16 protein-coding genes are annotated in these 23894 nt (G+C 48.6%); 2 read left to right on the top strand and 14 right to left on the bottom strand.

Features of this window, described 5'->3' with window-relative positions; all coding sequences use genetic code 11:
- Positions 1–40: 40 nt before the first annotated feature.
- The 13 genes from VIS48_05970 to VIS48_05910 form a co-directional block, all read right to left on the bottom strand.
- Entirely contained in the window at positions 41–1144 is a 1104-nt protein-coding gene (locus VIS48_05970; GenBank protein HEY9165692.1) for a hypothetical protein, read from the bottom strand.
- A gap of 757 nt (positions 1145–1901) precedes the next feature.
- A complete protein-coding gene (locus VIS48_05965) occupies positions 1902–3062 on the bottom strand; it encodes a T9SS type A sorting domain-containing protein (GenBank protein ID HEY9165691.1) in 1161 nt (386 codons plus the stop codon).
- Between the two features lie 169 nt (positions 3063–3231).
- On the bottom strand, positions 3232–6732 hold the full coding sequence (locus tag VIS48_05960; protein ID HEY9165690.1) for a LamG-like jellyroll fold domain-containing protein: 3501 nt from the start codon (positions 6730–6732) through the stop codon (positions 3232–3234).
- 1955 nt (positions 6733–8687) lie between these two features.
- Entirely contained in the window at positions 8688–9707 is a 1020-nt protein-coding gene (locus VIS48_05955) for a M48 family metallopeptidase (GenBank protein ID HEY9165689.1), read from the bottom strand.
- Positions 9708–9746: 39 nt separating this feature from the next.
- The gene (locus VIS48_05950; protein HEY9165688.1) at positions 9747–10307 is read right to left on the bottom strand and encodes a LemA family protein; all 561 of its coding nucleotides are present in this window, start codon (positions 10305–10307) and stop codon (positions 9747–9749) included.
- Positions 10308–11288: 981 nt separating this feature from the next.
- Positions 11289–12794, bottom strand: a complete 1506-nt coding sequence (locus VIS48_05945; GenBank protein ID HEY9165687.1) for a T9SS type A sorting domain-containing protein — start codon at positions 12792–12794, stop codon at positions 11289–11291.
- 503 nt (positions 12795–13297) lie between these two features.
- Positions 13298–14860 carry a T9SS type A sorting domain-containing protein gene (locus VIS48_05940; protein ID HEY9165686.1) on the bottom strand — a complete coding sequence of 521 codons (1563 nt, stop codon included), beginning with the start codon at positions 14858–14860 and terminating at the stop codon, positions 13298–13300.
- 400 nt (positions 14861–15260) lie between these two features.
- Positions 15261–15572: a hypothetical protein gene (locus VIS48_05935; protein HEY9165685.1), complete on the bottom strand. Its 312-nt coding sequence runs from the start codon at positions 15570–15572 to the stop codon at positions 15261–15263.
- A gap of 125 nt (positions 15573–15697) precedes the next feature.
- The gene (locus tag VIS48_05930; GenBank protein ID HEY9165684.1) at positions 15698–17122 is read right to left on the bottom strand and encodes a hypothetical protein; all 1425 of its coding nucleotides are present in this window, start codon (positions 17120–17122) and stop codon (positions 15698–15700) included.
- A gap of 41 nt (positions 17123–17163) precedes the next feature.
- Complete coding sequence (locus tag VIS48_05925; GenBank protein HEY9165683.1) at positions 17164–18213, bottom strand: hypothetical protein; 1050 nt, start codon at positions 18211–18213, stop codon at positions 17164–17166.
- Positions 18214–19392: 1179 nt separating this feature from the next.
- Positions 19393–19860: a hypothetical protein gene (locus VIS48_05920; protein HEY9165682.1), complete on the bottom strand. Its 468-nt coding sequence runs from the start codon at positions 19858–19860 to the stop codon at positions 19393–19395.
- Positions 19861–20819: 959 nt separating this feature from the next.
- Positions 20820–21164 carry a T9SS type A sorting domain-containing protein gene (locus VIS48_05915; GenBank protein ID HEY9165681.1) on the bottom strand — a complete coding sequence of 115 codons (345 nt, stop codon included), beginning with the start codon at positions 21162–21164 and terminating at the stop codon, positions 20820–20822.
- 180 nt (positions 21165–21344) lie between these two features.
- On the bottom strand, positions 21345–21914 hold the full coding sequence (locus VIS48_05910) for a hypothetical protein (GenBank protein HEY9165680.1): 570 nt from the start codon (positions 21912–21914) through the stop codon (positions 21345–21347).
- Positions 21915–22420: 506 nt separating this feature from the next.
- Between VIS48_05910 and VIS48_05905 the strand changes: the two genes are divergently transcribed.
- Both VIS48_05905 and VIS48_05900 read left to right on the top strand, forming a co-directional pair.
- Positions 22421–22825, top strand: coding sequence for a protease inhibitor I42 family protein (locus tag VIS48_05905; protein ID HEY9165679.1), 405 nt, complete (start codon positions 22421–22423; stop codon positions 22823–22825).
- Between the two features lie 158 nt (positions 22826–22983).
- Entirely contained in the window at positions 22984–23460 is a 477-nt protein-coding gene (locus VIS48_05900) for a hypothetical protein (GenBank protein HEY9165678.1), read from the top strand.
- A gap of 207 nt (positions 23461–23667) precedes the next feature.
- Here the strand turns inward: VIS48_05900 and VIS48_05895 are convergent.
- Positions 23668–23894, bottom strand: a 227-nt coding sequence (locus tag VIS48_05895) for a hypothetical protein (protein ID HEY9165677.1), incomplete at its 5' end; no start/stop codon positions are given.

Genomic DNA, 23894 nt, shown 5'->3' with positions numbered 1-23894 from the left:
TTCATCTCGTACGCCTTCCCCCGACCGCTACGCAGCCTCCTCACATGTCCTTGGATTTATCCCCCTTCAATTCCCTCCCCTTTCTCACCATCTCAAGATAGTAACTTCTGCTTTTCTCATGAGTCTTCACATCTTTTTCGTCCTGAAGCAGCTCATGGCAGAGCCCAAGCTCCTCGCGGCGGAGGTATTCTTCGTATGCTCTCTTACAGCGCTTTGTAATCTCGAGCTGCCTGGCCAGTCTGGCTGCGGCCATGATTGCATCACGCCAGTTTTCGTTGAACTCCATCGGTACATGCTCTTCAGTGTGCTGAAGCGTGTACACTGCCATCTCCAGGTCATCGTCTTCATCTAGGTCCCTCTTCCTGTTCCATGCCTGCATGTATCGCAGAACTTCCGGCGACTCGAACTTTCTTATGAATTCTTCAAGGAGATCTTCGTCCCAGGTTCCCAGAATCGGTCTATTGTCGGCCGGGGCGTGGCTCACCGATTCGCACCCTTCCCATACTCCAAGATGGAAGTATTCGTGATCCCTTTCTCCGCGCACGTCCGGAAGAAGCCTCCAGTCTGCAGGGCCCGCGAAGCGTTCGTAGTATTCGTACCATTGAGGATAACCTTCCCATTCATCGTCATCAGCCAATGCTTTGAACGTGTCGTAGTTCTGCCAATTGTGGTAATAAAACGTCCTCGGTTCAAAATAGTCACTCATGATATAGTCGAGATAGAGATTGAACTCTTCCTGTGTGATGGGTGGTATGAATGGACAGGCCTGGATCATGTCTCCCCAGTAATCGAAGTCCCAGATCGTCTCTATCTCAGGAAGGTCTATGAGTCCGGCGCGCCACCGGCACTGAAGGTCGAAGAGTTTCCGCTGCTGGATTTGCCAGAGATAAGTGGCGGCAGTTGTTTCCTCGTCCTCGGCGTTTCCCTCTTCCCTTTTGTAGCTTGCCTTCCCGTATTCGATGATGTCGCATTTAAGACTGGCGTAACTCTCAATGAACGATTCCACACTATGCGAGGTGTACTGTTCGAAGAAGGCTTTGTACCTCTCGTTTGTCTGGAGGTCGTTCATGAATTCCTGCTGGAGTTCGGCGCGAGTCTTCGCTACCTGTCCGCCCTGTTTCTCTTCTTCGGCTTGATCGCCCATATCAGCCTCCTGGTTAAGGGAATATAATTACGGGTTGGAATAGTGCAAACAGAGGGGCTCAGATTCAATTCGCCGGGCGAGCCTCGACTTCTTTTAACCGCAGAGGACGCAATGGATAAACACATTGCCTTTTGCGACGTTTGCGGCTTCGGTGCGCAGAGCCACCTTGCGAAGTCACGCCGCGCGCGGACTCGCCTACGGCGAGGTGTCTACGTAAAATCCGAGTTACCTTCGCAAGGATTCCACGTAAGCAAGGTTTCGACGCAGTTGGTAGTAGCAGAAATGGATTCCCGTTAAGAGCACGTCCCGACCGAAATATTCTATATGTCGGTCACCGCGAAGCGGGATCCCGCATCATTTGAATGGCTATGATGTCAGAGCGGGAGATCCCGCAGGGCGGTGACGGGAATGACAATGGGAGACAGCCGCGCCGTTCGCTCTTGTAGCCGCGGGTGATCGCCATGGGCGCCATTCGGGCATATAAATTGGTTTCGGACCGGACTTCATGCCCGCGTTGCGTAATTGCGCGATTCGTCGTTGCGAGAAGTCCGTCCAAATGTGTTTGGGGCGGACGACGAAGCAACCCCATACATTCTGGATGCGCATGGTCGGCATCGTAAGGCACTCAACCGCGTCCGTCCGGAGGAGCGGGCCGACTTCGCAACGACGGTTTGATTTGGGAGAGCGCGCCGGCGTTGGCCGCAGGACCCTTCGGGAAAAGACGTTCGGAAGATTCTCTTGAAAGAGAATCCCAATCTTACTTCATCAGTATAAGCTTCTTTGTCGAGACGAACGTCTGTCCGCCGTCCCCTGCTGCGACAATGCGATAGAAATACACTCCGCTCGCAAATCCAGCTCCATCGAACGTCACGTCGTATACTCCTGCATCCTGTTTTCCATTAGCAAGCGTCGCGACTTTCACTCCAATCGCATTGTACACTTCCAGCTTCACATTACTCGCGACTGACAACTGATAACTGATGACTGTTTCCGGGTTGAACGGGTTCGGATAATTCTGATAAAGTGCAAACGTCTTCGGTACATCTACTGTAACAGAAATTGTGGATAAGCCTTTGACGACTCCACTCGTCGATACACTCTGGACCCTGTAGCCGTATGTCCTTCCCGAAACGACTTTGTTGTCGGTGAACGAATAATTTCTTCCTGTGCTGCTCGTGCCCAGTCCCTCGAGATTCTGGTCAGCTTTATAGCTTCCAGCTAATTGCCAATTGCTAATACCTGATTGCTGCTTCATCACCACGAATCCCGCATTGTCAACCTCCGATTCCGTCCTCCACGAAATGGTGATCGAGCCGATATCCGAAATCGCTTTGAAGCCGGTCGCCTGGACCGGAAGGGGAGTCTCAGCGGCACGAACATACGAGAATCCCCCGCCTTTATTGCCACCGGTATATGAGAGAAACTTAATATCAATATATACATCATCGGCAATGAGGTGAACGACCATATCCTTGCCAACAGAGGATGGCGGACCTCCCACCGACTGAACGGTATTATACCAGGTACTAAACGTTAATGAGTGAATATCCGCCGTCGTCCCGATCGCCCATTCTGTCCCGGCCGGTGAGGTATTATGAGTGGCATCGTAAGACGATTCCGACTTAATGTTAAAGATGGCCTGGTTGTTGGCACGCGTGATCCATACGTCGCTCGTAATCCGGTCCTGATTCGCGGCTTGTGTCCAGTCGGCATAATCCGACTTTGTAAACGTGATTGTGCCGCTGCTGCTGCTCCAGGTAGTCTGTGCTTCTGCAGAAAATACCAGCAAACCCGGGATACCTAAAGAGAGGATGAACGGATTCAAAAGCCGCATCGCATTCGCGCACATGAATCGGGCAGATGCGCCCGGTCGGCTCCAAATCAGGAATAGATGAAGTAAACGTTTACTCGTTTTCATTTTCCTCCAGGTCTTTATTCCTGCTTGAGAATGGGGGTTGCGCCACCTCTCCCCCTGCGGGACCCACGGCTCGAGCCGCGGGCCATCGAGGGGAAAAGTGGTGAGTTCAATCTCTACTTCATCAACACTCCGCCAAAAAGCGCGGCGGACTTCCGATGAAATGATGAAATCATTTCATCTCCAGCATCTTCTTTATCGAAACAAACTTCTGTCCATCAGATCCCAACACATCAATCCGGTAGTAATACACCCCGCTGGTAAACCGACCCATGTTTATATTCTCGTTGTATCGTCCAGCGTTCATTGTCCCGTAATCCTGTTTCATCACCCTCTGTCCAAGCATGTTGTAGACCTCAAGAGTCACTGTAGATGATTCCTTCAAGTCGAAACGTATCGTGGTACTCGGATTGAACGGGTTCGGGTAGTTCTGGTAGAGAGCATAATCCTTTGGAATTTCAACCTGGATGCCTGTCAGTGTCGTAACGTCTTTGGCAATCCCGTCCGCGGTTGCGCACTGAATCTTGTAGTCGTAGACAGCGCCTGATCTGACTTTTGTGTCGGTGAAGGTGTAACTCCTTCCGGTAGTGCTGGTGCCCATTCCTTTAAGCGCTGCATTGGTTGTGTAGCCTCCGATTGAAATGAACGCACCGATGCCGGCGTCCCGGCGGAGGATGTTAAATCCAGCGTTGTTCACTTCGGAGCCGGTTTTCCAGGAAAGCGTGACAGAACCGATATCTGCTTTCGCGACAAAGTCTGTGGCTTGAACAGGAAGCGCGAGGTCCGAGTCGGTGACCCAGCCGTCGCCGCTAAATGCGAAGTTATTCAGGGTACCATTGTAGAGTCCCATCTGTTCGTAAGCGGTCGTGGTCGTTCCTGATTCGTTGAATTGCCAGTAACCAACAAGCCCTGTTTCGGTGCCCGTAAGGGTGTCGTTCATGGTGGACTGAATCTCGACTTGAGACCGGACGACATTCCATATTCGCACTTCGTCAAGAAGGCCACTAAGGAATTCAGCATTTCCGAAATACGCCCCAAAATAATTCGTGACATTCATCGCGGGAAGATCAACATTTGCTGCAGCGCGTTGCGCCACCTGTACGCCATCAAGATAGCTCGTAAACAGGCCGGCTTTTTGCCACGTCATTGCAATGTGATGCCATTGATTGTCGTTCAACGTCGAAATTGATCCAATCAAAACCCCATCGGTGGTGCCGCCGTCGTTAGAAATGATATGATAGATATTCCCGTCGTTGGTATTTTCCCAACCTGGAACGAAGTAATTGCCGCTGTAATCCTGAGCCCGATACGGCGAGCTTAACCAGGTTCCTTTGAACCAGTACTCGACACTTATCGCAGTACCATTAGAGAAGTTGTTATTCCATAAATTTGCCGGCAGCGATACGTAGTCATCGGTTCCGTCAAACTCCAACGCATAATTCTCGGTAGTCTGAGTCGCGAAGATTGTCTCGCCGCTTCTCTTATAAAGTGTTCCATTGGAGGCAGCAGTACAATAATAATACGCGGTTGAATTATTCAGGCCTGAAAGATTTGCAGAGACATCTGTTTGGGAGCCGGCTGTGATTGGAGACGGCGTCATAAGCACGCTGTCTGTATAAGCGCCGCTGGTAGTTCCGTATAATGCGTAAGCCACCGCTGTCGAACTCAAAGAGAAAACTTTGCCGCCCACTGTAACTGAAGTGCGTGTCGCATGTGACGGTGTAGTAGAAGATACTTCAAGCGGTCCCCCGGCGCGCACATACGAGAATCCACCACCGTTGTTGCCGTAAGTCCACGAGAGGAACTTAATGTCGATATAGATATTATCCGCTATGAGGTGAACCACCATGTCGTGACCAACAGCGGACAGCGGACCACCGATAGACCAGACGGTGCTATACCACGTCCCAAACGTTAACGAAGCCAGATCTGTCGTCGTCCCAATTGCCCATTCTGTTCCTGTCGGTGAGATTCCGCCGTTACCATCAGCCGATGATTCTGTCTTGATATTGAAAACCTGCTGACTGTTCGCACGTGTAATCCATACACTGTCTGTGATGCGGTCTTGATTGACGGCCTGTGTGTAATCGGCGTAATCTGCCTTCGTGAATATGATTGTTCCGTTGCTGCTGCTCCAGATGGTTCCAACGAAATGAGAGAAACTTCGCTCAGCGCTTCGTTTGTACAATGTTCCATTCGATGCAGCAACACAAAAGTAATATGTCTTCGTAGTATCGAGTTCAGAAAAATCGGCAGACACCGTTGTCTGGGTGCCGGCAGCAACCGAGTTCGGCGTCGCAAGCAGACTGTCGGTATAATTACCGCTGCTGGTTCCAAGCAGAATGTAAGCCGTAGCTGCTGAACTTAAAGTAAACACTTGACCCGAAAGCGTCTCTGAAGTACCTGTCATGAGCGGCGGAGCCACGGACGATACTTCAAACGGTCCCACTGCGCGCACATACGAGAATCCACCACCGGCGGCCCTTCCCGTCCACGAGAGGAACTTAATGTCGATATAGATATTATCAACAGTAAGATGTACGACCATGTCCTTGCCCAACATGCCGGGTGGATGCCATCCAATCGCATTCCCCCAAGGCGTAAACGTGAGTGAAGAAATATCCGCAGTTGTCCCAATCGCCCATTCTGTTCCCGCCGGTGAGATTCCGCCGTTACCGTCAGCTGAGGATTCTGTTTTGATATTGAAAATCTGCTGATCGTCCCCACGCGTGATCCATACATCATCTGTGATGCGGTCTTGACTAGCCGCCTGTGTGTAATCGGCGTAAGCTGCCTTCGTGAATATGATTGTTCCGTTGCTGCTGCTCCAGACTTTTGGGTGAGAGAACCTGAGCTCCGCGCTCCGCTTGTACAATACGCCATTAGATGCGGATGTGCAGAAGTAATAGGTCTTCGTAGAATCAAGACCGGAGAAATCGGCAGACACCGTGGTCTGGGTGCCGGCGCCAATGGATGACGGTGCAGCCAGAACGCTGTCGGTATAATTGCCGCTCGCGGTTCCAAGGAGTACATATGCAGTCGCCGCCGACCCTGAAGAAAACACTTGACCCGAAAGCGTCTCCGAAGTCCCTGAGAAGAGCGGCGCCGGTATTGATACCGCTTCAAGTGGTCCACCGGCACGAACGTAAGAAAATCCTCCGCCCGTGCTATTCTGGCTCCACGAGAGGAATTTGATGTCGATATAGATATTATCAGCAATGAGATGTACGACCATGTCCTTGCCTACCATGAGGGGTGGAACCCATGTAATCGCATCTCCCCACGATGTAAACGTCAGCGAAGAAAAGTCCGCTGTTGTCCCAATTGCCCATTCAGTTCCTGCCGGTGAGCTCCCACCGTGGCCATCAGCCGACGATTCCGTTTTGATATTGAAAATCTGTTGATTGTCCGCACGTGTAATCCATACATTGTCTGTGATGCGGTCTTGACTAGCCGCCTGTGTGTAATCGGCGTAATTTGCCTTCGTAAATGTGATCGTTCCGTTGCTGCTGCTCCAGATGGTTTGAGCATGAACAGAACAAACAAGCAGACCTGTGATAGCGAAGGATAGTAAGGAGGATTTCAGAAGTGTCCTCCTGAGATGGTTTAAGATTTCGGCAAAACTTGTGAATTGCCCCTGTGTAGACTCCGGACCCGGTATGAGTCTCTTCATGTTTGTTCCCTCCTCACTCTTTTGCGGCGTTAATTACAGGCTGGAATTGCACCAGCACAACGCTGGGTTAATGCTCCCTGACATCCCGTTGGCGTCGTCATCGACTTCAAACGCGCGAAACTGTAGAGCCTTCCGGGATCATCCGATCCCAGGCGAACATTCTCTACGGAGTACGAATTCGGAAAATAGCGGGACGATGCAAACGGAAATCCCACTATCGCTGTTGTTGACTATATCAGCCGGCCCTGGTAAGTAATTTGGCTTAATCCGTCAACATAAACAATAAGTGTATGCAGGTCTGCCATCGAATGAACTCGACGGCTTCAAAATCTGTAGACCCCTTCGGGGTTTCCTGATTTGACGAGGCGTCCTCCGCCAGAAAATAATGTGGCGGACAATGGATGCCGATGCTTGTGGTTCAGTTTAACCACTGAGACACGCCTGCGTGCCGGAACCAACCCTGATGATACTCCGGCGTGCAGGCACGGAGGCACGGAGGAAACAGAGAATAAATATATTACCTTTTGCGACCTTTGCGACTTCGGATCTCCGTCCAAAGGGCGGACCTTTCCCGGAAGAGGAACAAACGGAGAATTGTCATTCGATGTCACTCTGGTGAGATGGTTGATGGAGCCAGGCGAACAGGTCGCTCCTAACGGAGCTGCAATTAGATTTTTTATCGCGGTTTACAAACAGGTCGTGCCTAAGGGCACTAAAGTAAGAAATGAGTCTTGTACCTCATACCAATCTTTATGATGCCCTGCCATGGAGTCCGATTGGCCTTGAGGAGCTCCAGATCTTTCGACCCGACTGCGAATCGTCGGGTCTCAAGATGACAAAAGAAAGTGGACAAGAGACACTGTACTTGACACGATGATTGCTTATGTACTTTCTTTTGTCTTGACACAAAAGAAAGTACCAAAGAAAAAGTCAAGGCTCTCGGAAAAAATGGCTGGAAATTTCCGCTTGAGTTGGAAACAAATCAAGCCTCCGCCTATCGGCGTCGGCGATTTGTTTGTTAGGGCTAGGTTAGAGCACCGGAGGAAATTTCCTAATCGCCATTTTTTTCGAATGCCTTCTCGAACATTATTTGCAACTTAACCAAGAAGATCCCTGACACCCCATGCGGTAAAGTAAATCCCTCAGTCCACAAACACGTAGTATCATGTCGAAAGCATTCATTAGTCATATTCTGCTAATTCACGCAGAACGTATATCATCCCCTTGCGAAAATGAAGTCCTGTTGAAGGGGAACACTCTATTTCAGCTCCACAACTGGTTACAGCGATTTTTTGTCAAACGTAGGTATTGACATCGCTATTCAAAAAATCGCATACAACTGAGCACGGGACGGTCCCGATGCCGCCTTGCGGCATCCCGACACACAAATATTTGGACGGGACGATAGTCGGGATCATTTTCGCGGGGCGTCCTTTTCTTTCAGTCCACTTTCTTTTGGACGAGCAAAAGAAAGTGGACAAGTAATATGCCCTAAAACTTGATGATTCTCTTTTACTTGCCTCTGTCTTGACATCCTCACTAAGGTCGCGACAGGTGCCGGAAGGTACTAATGTCCCCCATATGTGCATGCGCTCGACGAGTCCCTACGGGTCTTTCGACCCGAAGGGTCGTAGACGTGTCATCGACCTTAGGCGGACTTTCAGTCCATTTTTCCCGCTCAGTAATACTTTCATATGTAAGGGATCCCGCACCTGCGCGCCGAAGCGCTCCGGCGCGTAGGCATACTGCGGGACTTTTGGACGACCAAAAGAAATTGGACAAGAGAGAATCCTGCAAATCGAACCGGAGTATCATTGTCTGTAAGGCGCGGACCCCGCACGAGGTGAGGGATAAACCTCAAGTCCGGTCCGAAATAAATATATATGGCCGGATGGCGCAAGTCGAAGACCCGGCCCACGGGAGACGGGGCGCTCATCCGCGGCTACAGGTATATCTTACTGAGCGGGTGCTTGTGGTGTCCCCGGCTGTGCCAGCTTTTGTTCCGGCGCGCCCGGCTTCGTCTCGTACGCCATCGCCTTAAGAAGAGCGATTCGTCTGAATGTCGGCGGGTGCGTGGCGAACAGATCCGCCGCGCGTCCTTCTTTCGCGTTCATCCTCCGCCCGAGCGGATCGACGATGCACAGGTGAGCCGCGCCGCGCTTGATCGACTCAGTCGGCGCGGAAGCGTCATCGAGTTTCTGAAGCGCACTTGCAAGCGCGAGCGGGTTCCTTGTCAGCTCGGCGCCCGAAGCGTCCGCATAATATTCGCGCTTGCGTGAAACTGCCATCGCCATGATCTGACTTATAAGCGGAGCAAGTACGACCCCGATAATCCAGATCACAAGGAGGACAATAGCAACCGCTCCGCCCGAACTCCGGGAGCGGCGCCTCCCGCCGCCCCAGAGCATGCCGCGCCTTGCCCAGTCGGAGAGGAGAAGTATCGCTCCTACCAATGCCGCGATCACAGTCATGAGCCGGATGTCGTAATTGCGGATATGGCTCATCTCGTGTGCCACTACACCCTGGAGCTCATCCCTGTTGAGCGTATCGAGAAGCCCCTGCGTAACTGCGATCGAGCTGTTACCGGGGTCCTTCCCCGTCGCGAACGCGTTGGGATCGGGATCGGGTACTATGTAGACCTGCGGCTTCGGCAGTCCGGAAGCGATGCTCATCTCTTCAACCACATTGAGAAGCTGTTTCTGTTTGGGATCAGCCGGGTCGGCAGGGACAGCATGAGTCGAGTTGAGTACCGCCTTTGCGCCGCTTCGCAGGCTCCACGATGCCGTGATAACACCGATCGCGATGGCGATAAGGGTGCCGATAGGAAAGAATGTATCCTCGTTCACCGTGTCGAGAAAGAACACGTCGAACCCGAGACCGAGGAGCCCTAAGAAAAGGATGAAGGCCGCCATGATAAGAATGGTGGCCCGCCTGTTGTGCGCCTGCTCTTCATAGATGTTCCTGACATCATCCACCAGATAGTCTCCGGATTATCGGCGGCTTTAAAGCCGCCGTTAGTGGCGAAGTGATAAATCGACGGGCGGGACTTCGCGGTCGGCTTCCGCCTTTATCTCGAAGAGTTCGGATGCCTTAAAATTGAACATCGTCGCTACGATGTTGCCCGGAAAGACCTGCTGGGCTATGTTGAACTTTGTGGTGATGTCGTTGTAGAACTGTCTTGCGAATGAGATTTTGTTCTCTGTGCTCGTCACTTCTTCCTGGAGCTGCTTCACGTTCTCGTTCGCTTTCAGGTTCGGGTAGTTCTCGACAAGCGCGAACAATTTGTTGAGTGCGCCCGAGAGTAAATCTTCTTTGCCCGCAGAATCGGCGACTCCTTTCGCGGAGATGGCGGAGTTGCGGGCTTCTATAACTTTTTGGAGTGTATCCTGTTCGAACTGCATTTCTCCCTTGACTGCCTGTACAAGGTTAGGAATCAGGTCGTGTCTTCTTTTCAGCTGGACGTCGATTTGTTTCCAGCCGTTGGTGACCTGGTTGCGAAGTGTGATGAGGGTGTTATACTTTCCGACTACCCACATGATAAGGAGAATTAAGATGACGATGACTGCGTAGAAGATGAACATGCAAAACCTCCTTTTGAAATTCTTTTTGTAATGTAAAAGTCGGGAGGGGTTGTTACAAGGAGAGAGGGTTCGACAAGGGTCGCGAAACGCTTGTCACCCGTTACAGGTCGCTCCTAACGGAGCTGTAATTAGATTTTTTATCGCGGTTTACAAATAGGTCGTGCCTAACGGCACTAAAGTAAGGAATGAATCTTGTACCTCATACAAATCTTTATGATGCCCTGCCATGGAGTCCGATTGGCCTTGAGGAGCCCCAGATCTCTCGACCCAAGGCGGACCTTTCGCGGAAAGAAAACAAACTAAGAATTGTCATTCCGAGGAGTCTTGTGGGAATCAGCCTGGTGACGACGAGGAATCTTCTCAAAGCCTCTGCGAATGTTACATCAGATGTGACTCTGGTGAGATGGTTGATGGAGTCAGGCAAACAGGCCGCTCCTAATGGAGCTACAATTAGATTTTTTATCGCGGTTTACAAATAGGTCGTGCCTGACGGCACTTAGTGAGGCGGAGCCGTGTCCAACGCTTTGCCGAATTGCGGGCGCGTTTACCTTTGGTGGTCAAGTCCGGGGGGATTGGCCGCGGAGGTCGAATACTCGTCTACGACCCTTCGGGTCGATAGACCCGTAGGGACTCGTCGAGCGGATTTCGTCGTCCGCCGTTGGCCGGAGGAGCGGGCCGACTTCGCAACGACGGTTTAATCTGGGAGGGTGAAACCTAAAAACCTCCTGCTCCTGCCTGCAAGGTGAGAGGCTTTCTCACGCCATCCGTTGAAACGGACGGCTAGCTTAAGAATTTAAACCCGTCCGTTACACGACGGGTTCTATGCACCGTGAAGCATCCGCTCGAACGGATGCTCTATGGAGATGTAGAGAGAATACGGATCCTATTTCAAAGCAAGCCGGGAAGTCAAAAAGAAGAAAGTCCCGCCAAGCTATGTGGCGGGACCCTCATTAATACAGTTATGTCGAGAATGGGTTATTTCATCAAGAGCATTTTCTTTGTTGAAACGAATTGACCGGCGACAATTCTATAAAAGTATACACCGCTCGCCAGCGCGGAAGCATCGAATGATGTGGTGTGGCTTCCCGCAGTCTTGAAGCCATCAAACAGTGTCGCGACCTCTCTTCCCAGAACATCATACACTTTCAAGGTCACATGCCCCGCTTTCTGCAGATTATAAGAAATTGTAGTGGTCGGATTGAAAGGATTAGGATAGTTCTGACTTAAGTAAAATTCAATCGGGACCTTGTCGCTTTTGGAAGACGCGGCGGTGACGGTTGTAAGACTGTAGCTATATGTAACCTTATCTCCATGATACTGAAAATAATAGCCATTAATGTTCAGAACTTCTGAATAATCGTAAGCGCCACTGCCGACGGAGGTCAACCAGGAAGAACCCGTCCACGATTGGTGCAGATAAAGTATTTGGTTCCCATCTGAATCATAACCAAGAGTGTCCCGCTCATAGTTCGTCCACTGTGAGTTTCCCCAAGGTTCAAATGTCCATGTAAGCAAATTTCCATTAGAATCCCAAGTCTGAACATATTTTGCCCTCGGAGTCCATTGCGTTCCCCCCATCAACACCGCCTCTGAATCAGTAAGCATATGTCCCACGGCATCATACGTGTATGTGTCTAGGGAGAGATCAGTCCATTGCCCGCTCGTCCAGTACTGGTCCAACATTGTAAGTATGTTGCCCTGCTGATCATACGTAAGTGTGTAAAGAAATGAACCCGTAACCGTGTTAAACCACCCACTAGTCCCCCAGAATGCCTGAACGAACCCGAGCAGTGTCCCTGTGGGAGCATACGTGTAGGTATAGCGCGAATAATTGACCCACGAAGTGTCACCCCACGAGGTGTCCACCGGAATCTGATACACGTCTGTATGAATGGAATCACCTTTTTCGTCGGTAGAATCACTGAAGAAATCCCGACGGTTATTGATCCAATGGACACCATCCCATTGTTCCATCAACTCCGCGAAGTTCTTGTCCGTGCTGTCATATGAATACGTATACCGAAACGAATTATCCCATTGACCTGTTTCCCATAACTGTATGAGTATTCCAATATGATTGCCTGCCGCATCGTAACTATAGGTCTTAAGACTATCATTGGTCCATTGAGTGCCGTTCCATGTCTCAACCAATTCCGTAAGCATTTCCCCATTGGCATAAAATTCATACGTATCACGATAAGATGAGGAGGTCAATTGACCGTCCTGCCACTGTTCATACCAGGAGGTAAGGCATTTTTCATCCGGGTCATATGTAGAAGAATAATCCGCTATACCTACCCACTGACCATTTTCCAGCTTTTGGTCTGATTCGGTAAGAATCTTCCCGCCGCCATCCCATGAGTAAGCATAGCGTTCCGAGTCAGTGGAAAAGACGACCACAGTGTCAAGCAAATAAAGTTGAGTTGTGTAGCTCGTCGCCTTATCCGGATTGATCATTTTACCCCTCAGTTCATTCCCCACGACATCTCCCAGCTTGGGAACGGATCTTCGAATTGGATAATTCGATGTCGGAAGCAGATGAATAATATTTCCGCCACAGGATTTGCCGCTGTGGAGTCGTGTAGAAAATACTTCGTTATTCCTATTGAAGGCAGGGGCGACGGTTCGATAGGCACTTGACTTAACTGATAGAAGTAAGATGCTTACTAGGACCAACAAGGGAATTGAAACTGGTATCTTCATAAGATGCTCCTCGACTGATTAGTTCCTGTAAACTCCTGTCCATCTCCATTCGTTGCAAATGCCCTGGCTTGCTGAGAAGTTTTTCTTTTGGTTTTAGTATTGCAGTCGCCCCGGCGATCTTCACTTTATATTCCTCAAAGTTATTGTGCTCTACGGAAATAAGTTTGTAGCGCTGCTGCGAAGCGAAGGCTTTCCGTACATCTCAAGATGCCCTCAGCCCCGTTTTGAAGAAGGGGACATACTGGATCTGAGCACCAAGGGTCAGCAATAGAAGGAGGCGGCTATTTCATCAAAACCATTTTCCTGATTTGCGTGAACGGACCCGCACTTATCTTGTAGAAGTAAACACCACTGGAAAACCGAGAACCACCGAACACTGCCAGGTATGATCCAGCGTCCTTCTGTGCATCGACAATCGTCGTCACTTCTCTTCCGAGCATATCATACAGCGTTATTGTCACATGACTAGCCTTCGGGAGATCATAACTGATCGTTGTCGTCGGGTTGAATGGGTTGGGATAGTTCTGGTACAAAGCGTAAACCTTTGGAACATTAACCGTCACTTGTATCGCAGGATAATCTTTCTTGGTTCCGTCTGAAGCCACACTTTCGACCGTGTACTCATAAGTGTGCCCAGAAGCAACATGCCCATCGGAATAAAAATAACTCCTGCCAGTCGTGGATGTACCGAGACCTTGCAGAGATTTATTTGAAATGTAACCAGCAATCAGAGAAGAGGTGCCAGTTTGTGAATCTTTTCTGAAAATATTGAAGCCCAGGTTATTAATTTCCGATTGAGTCTGCCAGGATAGAACTACGGAGCCATCTGATGAAACTGCTCTGAAGTTCGTGGCGGAAACGGAAAGAGGTGTTTCGGCGAGAAACCAGATTGCAGGATCTACTGCAGCTAGCGTCGTGTCGTAATCCGGGAAAATGAGGTACCGATTATTTGAAAGTGTATCCCAGCCATAGCTTATGAACAACCCTTCCGGGCTCGCATGAAATTTGTACTGTAAATTTGCTCCAATAGGGAGATGTGTCGTAACCGTCAGCTTGTAAATATTGGGCTTAGACAAGTCCTGTGACATGAGCATGTTGTTAGACCAGCTTAACGGTGGCCAGCCTCCGCACACGCTTATTGTATCATTCGACGGATTGAACCCGGCCGCAATAAGTCTTGACATATCAGCTTGGAATGTTACATTTCGAGTTGTTCCAATAGATCCCCAGACTACGGAATCAGCGGACACCGAGACATCAGCCCATTCTGACCAATCCTCCCACGTGACGCCATTCGGATCAGTAATAAATCTCAGCTTTACTTTCCCAAAGTGGTACGAAGAAACGTCCATGCTAAATGCTCTCCATCCAGCAGGCTCATCAGCAGTAACGGTACTATCAATAAGAGTGACATAATGAAGGCTATCTGTCTCTACTTGTATTACGAATCTTACATCGGCATAATCCGTGGATCTACCATCTCTCAGACCAAAGAAACCTTGAATTGTCCTGAGACCGTAAACGGTGAAATCTCCCACCGTGGCTATGTCGTAATCGGAAGTTGGAGCATCTATTACAAATTGTTCCATTGTACCTCCGCTTGCAGCCTGGCTTCTCCATGTTTCAAATCTCGACCAAGATGTAGCGCCATCAGTCCACCCATTGTCATTGTCTTGCTGCAACCTACGAAGCAGATGAGACCAGTTATCTGTCGAGTCCGCAACATAAACGTCCGCATAACCCACGTAGTCAGCAACATTGAATGTCTGTTGTGCCAGAGTTTCGAGAGATGAAAGTAGTGTTATGGCGGTCAGGTACCGAACAACTGCTGTCAATCTTTTCACGGAATCCTCCCTTAGTTTTACATTGCTGCAGATCATTACACACTATTCCTAACAAAGGAAGTACTCTGCTGAAAATTTCTCAAATGATTTTTACCACCTCAATTTAGAATTTCCTAGGCACCCGGTGAACCAAGGTAAACACCCGTGCTTATCGTAGAGTCTGAATAAAGGTAAGATTGAAACGCGTCCTCTTTTGAAACATAATTCTATAATCCTGTCGGGATAATTCCTTCTCTGTCGAACCAGAAGGTAATCGTGATAGCATTATCAGGAAAAGTGCTCGATTTATTAACCAGAATGTAATCTGTACTCCCATTGAAGAGATAAGCTGCGTTTGGATTTCCGATCATGCCGATGGATGAATGGGCGGAAGCTACCAGCGTTTAGTTGTCGCAAGTACTCACAATTGGTTCGACCGCTGGCGCCCGCCTTGGCCAATTCTTATTGACGCCTCCATTCCTTGGGAGGCGTAGTAATCGACCAGTTTTTGCACGATGACATCCAGCGCCCTTTCCTTTTCTTCCTGAGTCATGCAGTCACGGCAAATCGCAAATTCGGCATTCTTGTACAATTCATTAAGTGCAACGATGACGATGGGATCGTCCGCATGTTGGATCCCCGATCCACATCGGCTACAACGGAATTTATAGTCGTCCATAGTCTGCAACGTCTGAGTGAAACCAACCCGAGTCTTATTCTTACTTCTTGTCATTGCAGATAAACCACCCTGCTGAAAATGGTAAACGTTAAGGAGTGGAAGCTAGCCGGTGCTATCGGGATTCAATGGCAGGACTCTCTGAAAAGTGGGAATTTGAAACCGCTCGGGAGAGATTATCTTTAATTAGCGGCGAACGGTCCCCTTTGTATCATCGTAGGTACATGCACCCATCTCGCGCCGTTCCAGTACTCGACGCCTTTTTTCAATGCTTGAAGGTAGTGCATGCCAAACACTCCACGAACCTTCCCCTCTTTCTTGAGCGTCTCAAAAGTCTCGGGAGTGGGGCTCGCGAACTTCACATCCCTGACGCTCATGTCCCCCTCGTAAAAGAGGAATTCAAATCCCCATGACCCGGAAAGGGCATCGTCCGGAACTGATTGGACTTTGACATGAATAAGACTATCGCCGGTTTGCCTCATGACATATGATCTGCCACCTACCGCTTGTGATGTTTCTATGTCCGACTTAGGAAACCTGATGTAGTACAGCTCCGCTTCTGAAGGTTCAAATCCGAATCCAGGAGTCTCCAGACATTCCTTATCCCCGATTATCTTCGAAGGGTCCAAGATTGCCAGGAAATTAAACTTACCCCCGCTCATATCATGCAAATCGTCTGTCCCGGTAATTGCGATCTCCTGGGTTCCATGATGCTTTACGTCAATAGAAAACGGCGTGAAATTGCCGTAGTGCCAGTATTTTCCGATGACGTTCAGATTATAATCGAGTCGCGCCAGAAAGGAAGGAGATCGGCCGCCGGTTGCGTAAACGAACAGATTGTTAATGCCGTCAGGCATCCTGATCGACAGTAACTTGTCCGGCTCAAAAGGGGAATAGTAATGTTCACCCCTGAACGTGACATTTCGGACTTTGAATATGAACGATTGAAGAAGATTACCCTTCCAATCATACATTCTCATATGACTTGGCTTCTGGCCGTTGCGGGGTTGTGCAGTGGTAATGACTTCGTTCTTTCCGTCGCCATTAAGATCTGCTAAAATCGTTTGATGAAGGTCAAGGCTGGCGTCATTGTACTTATAGATAGCAGCATCATACGCAGGTATAGACCATAGCAGTTTGTCGTCACTGCTGTATATATCTACATCATTCGTCTTTGTGTTGTAATAGAAGTAGGACGGATTTTCAGACACTTTTATAAAGGACCTAACACCGATGACCAACAGGGTAATAAGCATAACCCCAAAGAAAAAACTTACAGCTGGGTGACTTCTTGTAAAATTTCCGACTCTTCGCCAAATCGTCGGCACCGTCACTTCGCTTAACACTACATCTGACGTGTGAACGGGTTCGAGATACGGTTCCACCTCCCTCTTCCTCGGAACAATCGCGCTCGCCGTCGATTTGTGCGGTTCATTCGACTTCGCATATTCTCGCTTCACATCATCGTAGTAGGCGTGTATTTCGGAGTAAATTGCTCTGCACCCCAAACACTCATCGAGGTGTGCTCGAATTTCCTTCTCCAGCTTTACCGCAGACGGCTCTCCCAGCACAAGGAGCTCGAGAACATGTTCTTCGATATGTTTCACTATTTATATAGTCCTTTCATGTCTCTGAGGTCGCTGAAAATCTAGATCTCCCTGAGTTCTTTGCCAACTTCGAGTCCTGTCAGCCTCGAGAGATATTCCAGTCTGCTTCTATGTTTCTTCTTATACTCGTCGGCGGACATGTCAGGGAAATGCTCCTTCAACAATTCCCGCAGTCCTACCTCAACGCCGTCGCCTGAGTGAATCAGCACGAATCTTTTTTCTATCACTCTGAAATAAACTTCCAGCAGGCCAACGTCCATATTCTTCTTTCTAGCATAGGTATTCTGTGCTCTCTTCATTGTGCTCTTTACGGCTTTTCGAATGACTCCATTCAAGTCATCGCTTACCGTCTCCACCTTCTCCATGTCCTGGTTCAGGTCCACATCAGCCGCACGTTTGTAGAGAGATCGAAACACAATGGCCACGATTGTCAGTGAAACGACGCGCGAAGTGTATTCCTGCTCCCGAAGAAAAAGCGCCAGCTTGCCGAGCATGAACGGAATATTTTCCGTGCCATGGAGATACTTGCCGAGCCCCGTCTCAAGCTCGACAGCATCGAGAGTACGGAATTGAATGAGTTGATCGCATCCCGAAGGAGCAAGGCGCTGCTCGCCGAACTGCTCGACCAACTCGAGGCTCGTGAATTCCTGCAGGGCGAGCTTTACGTTCCTTATGATCTTACCTAATGTCGGATCGACCTGATTATAGAGACGAAATATTCCCTGGTTCGCATGAGAGAAGACAAGCCGCCTCAAATGAGAAACAGCCTCCGCGTCGCTCAAGGATGCGAGAGGAAACGCGGCGAAGTATGCATGGAAATGCGGGAACTGTCCGCTTCCCGAAAACGCGAAGAGGTCGGCGATGCAATCGTACGCGAAGTCGGAAACATCGAGGCCGAGTGTTCCCCTGAGTATCGAGTCCTTGTTCAGCCGCTTTGCAACATAAGGGATCGCCAGCGAATGGCAGAGATGGACGAGGGAGTTCAACTCAACTTCGAATTGTTTGCCGGAGAGTATCGATTGGAGTAATTTCTTAGTATCGTTGATAAGAGCGAGCTCATTACTGCACATCACTCTCTTCGTTCGAGTCATCTACAGAGTGCCCAATTCCTCTTAAGTTGTGTGGATCGCCCTTAGATCAAAAACCTTTGAATTTTATCGAGTGGCCGATACAATTGCAAATCAGGAGTGGCTGAACACATGGCAAATCATGATAGGCCTGCTATGCCTATAGACAATGATTGCGTAGAAGATGAACATGCAAAGCCTCCTTTTGAAATTCTTTCGTAATGTAAAAGTCTGGAAGGGTTGTTACAAGAAGGGAGGCGAGGTTTAAATTAAACCACGAGAGGCACGGAGACACAGAGGGAGAAATAATGATCAAAGCTTCGTGCATTCTCTGGGTCCTCTCTGCCTCTGTGGTTAAGCCTCAAGAGACACTGAGACACCGGAGGGAAGAATATTGATTAAAGCTCCGTACAATCTCCGTGCCTCTGTGTCTCTGTGGTTAAATTAAAACGCGGGAGACACGTCTACGCGCCGGCCCGTCCGCCGGAACGAAGTGCAGGCGGAAGCGCTCTGGTGCGTAGGCGCATGGCGGGACAAGTTCAGTCCGAAGGACTCCTTTCCAACGGAATCCTTTGGATCGGAGCATGACAATGGATTATAAACTGAGATACTACCGCGAAAAGAGGGTTCGATAAGCGTCGCGGAACGATTGTGGTTCGTTACAGGTCGCTCCTAACGGAGCTGTAATTAGATTTTTTATCGCGGTTTACAAATAGGTCGTGCCTAACGGCACTAAAGTAAGGAATGAGTCTTGTACCTCGTACCAATCTTTATGATGCCCTGCCATGGAGTCTGATTGGCCTTGAGGAGCTCCAGATCTTTCGACCCGACTGCGAATCGTCGGGTCTCAAGATGACAAAAGAAAGTGAACAATGGAGAACCATTCAAATCGAGTCAGAGTATTATTGTCTGTAAGGCGCGGACTTACCACTCTTCAGCCCTAAGTACTTGCAGGAAGTCGCCCGGATTTCAATTGAAAGGCGACCGCCCGTTGAGCTCTCCCCGATTCGAGTACAAATGTGAAGGTAGTAAAGCGCGCACTTCATTGAGGTGTGCGTTTATCAGGACGTCACTGTAAGGTCGGTGTGGGTCTGCTATTTATTACGGTTACGGACGACTCGTGCTCTCTGATTGAAACCAATAGCTTTCCACGTGTCGTGGAGGGATGTTATCTCGGCTTTTTGGTACACCCTGTTCAATAGGCTACTTTCGTCCCCAGCCATTCGGGGTGTGGCTTCTGACGATGTCACTGCGATGAATTATCGGATGGTGGGAGAAAACCCCTTGAGCATAAGCACTTGGATCCAGGGCATTAATTGAGAAGATCCCAGTCGACGCAATTGTTTCATAACGGCTACCATTGTATTGCTCCATCCTGATCATACAGTCCCATGAATTGATTGTGACAGGAATGACCCAGTTATACGTACCTGCTAACACTCCGGAGGTGCCGATATAGTCCCAGTTGGCTCCCCCATCTGTCGAGAATTGCAGGAGTATAATACTGGCCGAATCCCCTTGTGTGTTCCAAGTTATCTCCTGATCGGAACCTGCCGTCAAAAGCGAATACTTCTCCGGCGTCCTGATTTGTCCATATGCCGTTTGTTGGCAGGAGATACAGAGAGTCAAGATAACCAGGAGAGATGCAAAAACGAAAATCCTTCTAATCATGCCTCCTCCTCATAATTGGCCTTCTCGCTTAAACAATTCTCCGATAGATAGTCTAAGCGTCACTAGCAATGCACGTTTACTCGTCTTGATGGCGTCCGCACTCCTTTGATTCTTTTATGAACACACTGTAAGTCCGCGATCTTCGCACCATTTTCACCTGAATATCATCCGATAGACACCTGTCAGATAATTCCACCAACGTTTATGTTGCCTGGGGTTGACCTGTTCCAAATGTCATTCCAGAATCTAATAAACCAATCCACCCGCGGCCCTAGCTAAGAGGGATTTTGCACGCCGCTCTTTGGATCGACAGGACAGCTTAAAGAACTAATTCGGCATGTCACATCAACTAAATGACCTTTTGGTCTTTCAGATCATTCTTCGCCGAACATTTCTGGAATATATGCTTCAATACCCGCGCCGAGAAAAGATGAAGAAACTGCCACAAAAGCGATACCCAACTCCACCTAAATGCGGACAGCGATACAAAGAGGTAACCACCCCGTGTAGGTTTCGGAATATCCGGCACGAACAGCCCCTGAATGATGTACCAACATGAAGTCAGTGATCCGACGTTCGCACTAATAATACACTCGATTACTTTGGGGGCACGTCAATTCGTAGAGAACGCTTGCAGTGTCACTCTGAATTCGACAGTACCCTACAGAACGGAAAGGTTAATTGTACGATTGTCCTTCTATTCTCTAAAATCAAACGAGCGTGGATATATTTGATCCGAATGCGAATCCATCCAATATCGGAGCCCTCGAAAGTGCACACGCGGTCAAGCATCTGTCAACGATCGTACACAAATATCTTTGGGACAAAATTCGTTGCAGATTTTATGAAGCGAAATGGGGTTCTGGGTTGAGTTGTTCGGGCCTCTACTAGCTTTCCAAAACAAAGGCGGACCTTGCGATCCGCCTCCTCAACTCCTACAATCGTCAATCAAACTAAGGTTACTTTGTCAAGATCATCTTCTTGGCTTGTGTGAAGGTTCCTGCTTGTCCCGTAAGGTCACGAAGGACTCCTTCGGAGGATCCTGCGGAAAGCCTGTAGAAGTAGACTCCGCTGGGAAGATTGCTCGCGCTGAATGTCACGTTGTGACTCCCTGCGGTTTGACGTTCGTTGACAAGTGATTTGACTTCTCTGCCCAGAATATCGTAAACCTTCAACCTCACAAAGCTGTTTTCTACTAATTGATAGTTGATCACGGTGTTTGGGTTAAATGGATTCGGGTAGTTTTGCCCAAGCGAAAAAAGTTGAGGCTCCCCTGCTAATCCATTTTGGATAGAAGTAATCATTTGCAACAGAGGTCGTATCCAGACGCTGGTAGTAGGCTCAGGATAGTTATTCGCCGCCGCAAAGAGATACGCGCCCGTCTCCATTTCAAAAGTGCGCAGTTACCGGCTTTCTTTTCCTCGACTCTTCATCCCTTTCTCTCCATACCGGACAAACTTCCAGAGCCAAGAGAAAAATTCTCTCTAAAACGGAACCTGATATTTCATTTTGGCCCCGATAATCTCATTCGACACATCCTCCACCCATTCCACAACATATATTCGAGCATACAAATATGGCAGGTTAGCTGTTGCATAATTTTTGGATTTCTTAAATCTAATAACGTAGCCGTGTCCTACTTGAATGGCGCAAGTAGACGCCCAACCAGATGTTGGTTTAGTAGTAACATCACCTAAACCATTTACTTTTCCAACGTCCGCCACCTCAGTTCCACCACTATACCAGGTAGTACCTTGATTGGTTGAAAAATCGAGAACCCCATTTATGCCAACATTGAACACAAAATTCAACGAGACATTCATTCCTGCTACTATCATGAGATAAGGACATTGTACTCCCCAACCACCCTGATAAGGACCATCGTCTGCTAGACCCTGGTACAATGTAATGGGCGTTGGATTTGCATAATAATTGATATTGGTGGTTATTGTGCCACTGGGGTCAGCTGCAGCCACCGGATTGTCGTTTGTGCACGACGAGAACACGAAAAGCGACATAATTGCCGCTGCAGCACAAAGTAGATTCTTCTTCACTTCTAACCTCCTTCTAAGTTTCACGCTTATGTGATTTTTCGGGAACCTCTCTCCAAAAACGAAGGTGTCGTCATTGATCATATATATCAAATACTCCAAACTTGTCAGGAGTGTATGTTTAAAGGGTTATCGTTCTCGCCCGCACGTTTTGGTTTACATGTAGATGATACCTAATTATCTTCGTACTCCCTGGAAAGAGGAGTTCCGGAAGATGTACAGCCCTTTTGCCTGACGAGCTAATCTAACTGCCCATTGCTCAAATATCAAGCTTGTCATCACCCTTTATGAAATTGCAACTTGACACTGCGTACAGTTTGTTCAAGATTCCCAAAAAGAATATCTGCCTGGACCTGTTCCACCCTACATGTAAAACCCATGTGGGTAGCACACTTATGTAAAAGGACTTTGGTTGGGACCCATTTCATCGGACTTGACTTAATTTCATGCGTCCGTTAAAGTTGTGGAAAGGGATTTGTGGCCACTTCAGCAAGTAATTGGGAGGTCCTATGCGATATACTCTAATCGTATCAGTCCTTTTAATAACGTTCGTCGGCTGTAACAAGAGCGGTAACTCTCTTTCTCCAACTGAACCGAAACTGGATTCAACTATCAGTGGAAAGACCCTTGCATATAGTACTAATCAAAGGTTCCTTTTGGAGTTGGATCTATCGGCTGATGCCGGTTACCAGTGGGACTATTCAGTGAGCGATTCGATCGTCGCAAGAATCGATAGCACAAATTACAGACCCAAAAGTGGTAACTGGAATCAGGTTGGCGGCCTTACCGTCGAGAGTTTCTTTTTCCGTACGATGAAGCCAGGAACATGTTTAGTAGTAATGGTCGAACATCGTGGTTGGGAGCCGAATGTTCCACCAATCGATTCGCTGAAGTTTTTCATTTCAGTGCAGTAATTGCGGACGCTTTCCTTCTCTTCATCAACTATTCGACATGTTCCTTGAACACGAATGCCTGCGATGAAAGTACATTGTGAAACCAACAAGGAGAGAAGTAAAAGGAAGAATAATACTATCAGTTGTGCACAGCAGGTCAACTGAACTATCGGATTCCCATGAATAAACACCTCTTCATATTGTCAATTGCAGGATCGATCTTTATTACGTCATGTAATAAAGGGGATAACATAATCACGCCATCTTCAAAAACAGGAGTGTTCATCGTTGACAGCATTGGAACAAATGCGAGCGTGAAAAGAGATTCGAGCACAAACAACCTGCGGACCTTCGTGACCTTTTCACTGGTATATCACTTTGAAAATTCTCCTGGCGCATTAGACAACATTTCGCTTTTCATGAAGAATTCTTACGGCGTAAACGTAATCATCGATTACATAGGTCCGGAGAGCATGAATGACTCGCACCGATTTGCGCAACAATTTTCGTTTCCTGATTCTCTGAGTGGCAAAGACAGCGTGAAAGTCATTCGTGGATTGAGCGGTACATTTTGGATCAAGAATTCAACAAACGGATACGATTTATCCGGAAATTTCTCCTGGAAGGACAGTCTTTATGTTCCGATCGAGAGGTAAAAGTACGGCTCGTTGTATCGGGATTCTGCACAAGCACCCTAACCCGAAATATCAGAAGGGAGTTATCAAACGCGAGCGAGAGATAAAAAATCTAGTACAGATAATCGAGCCTGATGCTCGCTTACAGCCGTGGTTTATGTCAGATTATGGTACACTTTACGACTTGTTTAAAATAAGTGAGCGAGAATTAAGAAGTAAACTCAAATCTCACTTCGGGAAGAAGTTGAAAATCTCCCTTGATATGCCGGTATGGAAGTTAGTTGATGAGCTGAAAGCGAGTGGGTGTTTATAGGTGGACCTTACCCCGTTTTGTAGACAAGGAGAAAAGCCAGTAACTTCGTGAAGGAGGTCTACGACCTCGTAGAGGAGACTGGAAATGGAGACAGAGAAGAAGAGAAAGACGTACGACCGGCAGTTCAAGCTGGATGCGGTGA

The sequence above is a fragment of the Candidatus Kryptoniota bacterium genome, from assembly GCA_036567965.1.
In the GTDB taxonomy this organism is placed as follows: Bacteria; Bacteroidota; Ignavibacteria; order Kryptoniales; family JAKASW01; genus JAKASW01.
The sequence above is the reverse complement of the archived record's forward strand: the minus strand, read 5'-3'. Positions and strand labels throughout refer to the sequence as shown.

What these genes read in the sequence shown, in the direction of transcription:
- VIS48_05970 (HEY9165692.1), bottom strand. Translation starts at nt 1,144, where the DNA reads ATGGGCGATCAAGCCGAAGAAGAGAAACAGGGCGGACAGGTAGCGAAG.
- VIS48_05965 (HEY9165691.1), bottom strand. Translation starts at nt 3,062, where the DNA reads ATGAAAACGAGTAAACGTTTACTTCATCTATTCCTGATTTGGAGCCGA.
- VIS48_05960 (HEY9165690.1), bottom strand. Translation starts at nt 6,732, where the DNA reads ATGAAGAGACTCATACCGGGTCCGGAGTCTACACAGGGGCAATTCACA.
- VIS48_05935 (HEY9165685.1), bottom strand. Translation starts at nt 15,572, where the DNA reads ATGACAAGAAGTAAGAATAAGACTCGGGTTGGTTTCACTCAGACGTTG.
- VIS48_05925 (HEY9165683.1), bottom strand. Translation starts at nt 18,213, where the DNA reads ATGACTCGAACGAAGAGAGTGATGTGCAGTAATGAGCTCGCTCTTATC.
- VIS48_05920 (HEY9165682.1), bottom strand. Translation starts at nt 19,860, where the DNA reads ATGATTAGAAGGATTTTCGTTTTTGCATCTCTCCTGGTTATCTTGACT.
- VIS48_05915 (HEY9165681.1), bottom strand. Translation starts at nt 21,164, where the DNA reads ATGATTACTTCTATCCAAAATGGATTAGCAGGGGAGCCTCAACTTTTT.
- VIS48_05905 (HEY9165679.1), top strand. Translation starts at nt 22,421, where the DNA reads ATGCGATATACTCTAATCGTATCAGTCCTTTTAATAACGTTCGTCGGC.
- VIS48_05900 (HEY9165678.1), top strand. Translation starts at nt 22,984, where the DNA reads ATGAATAAACACCTCTTCATATTGTCAATTGCAGGATCGATCTTTATT.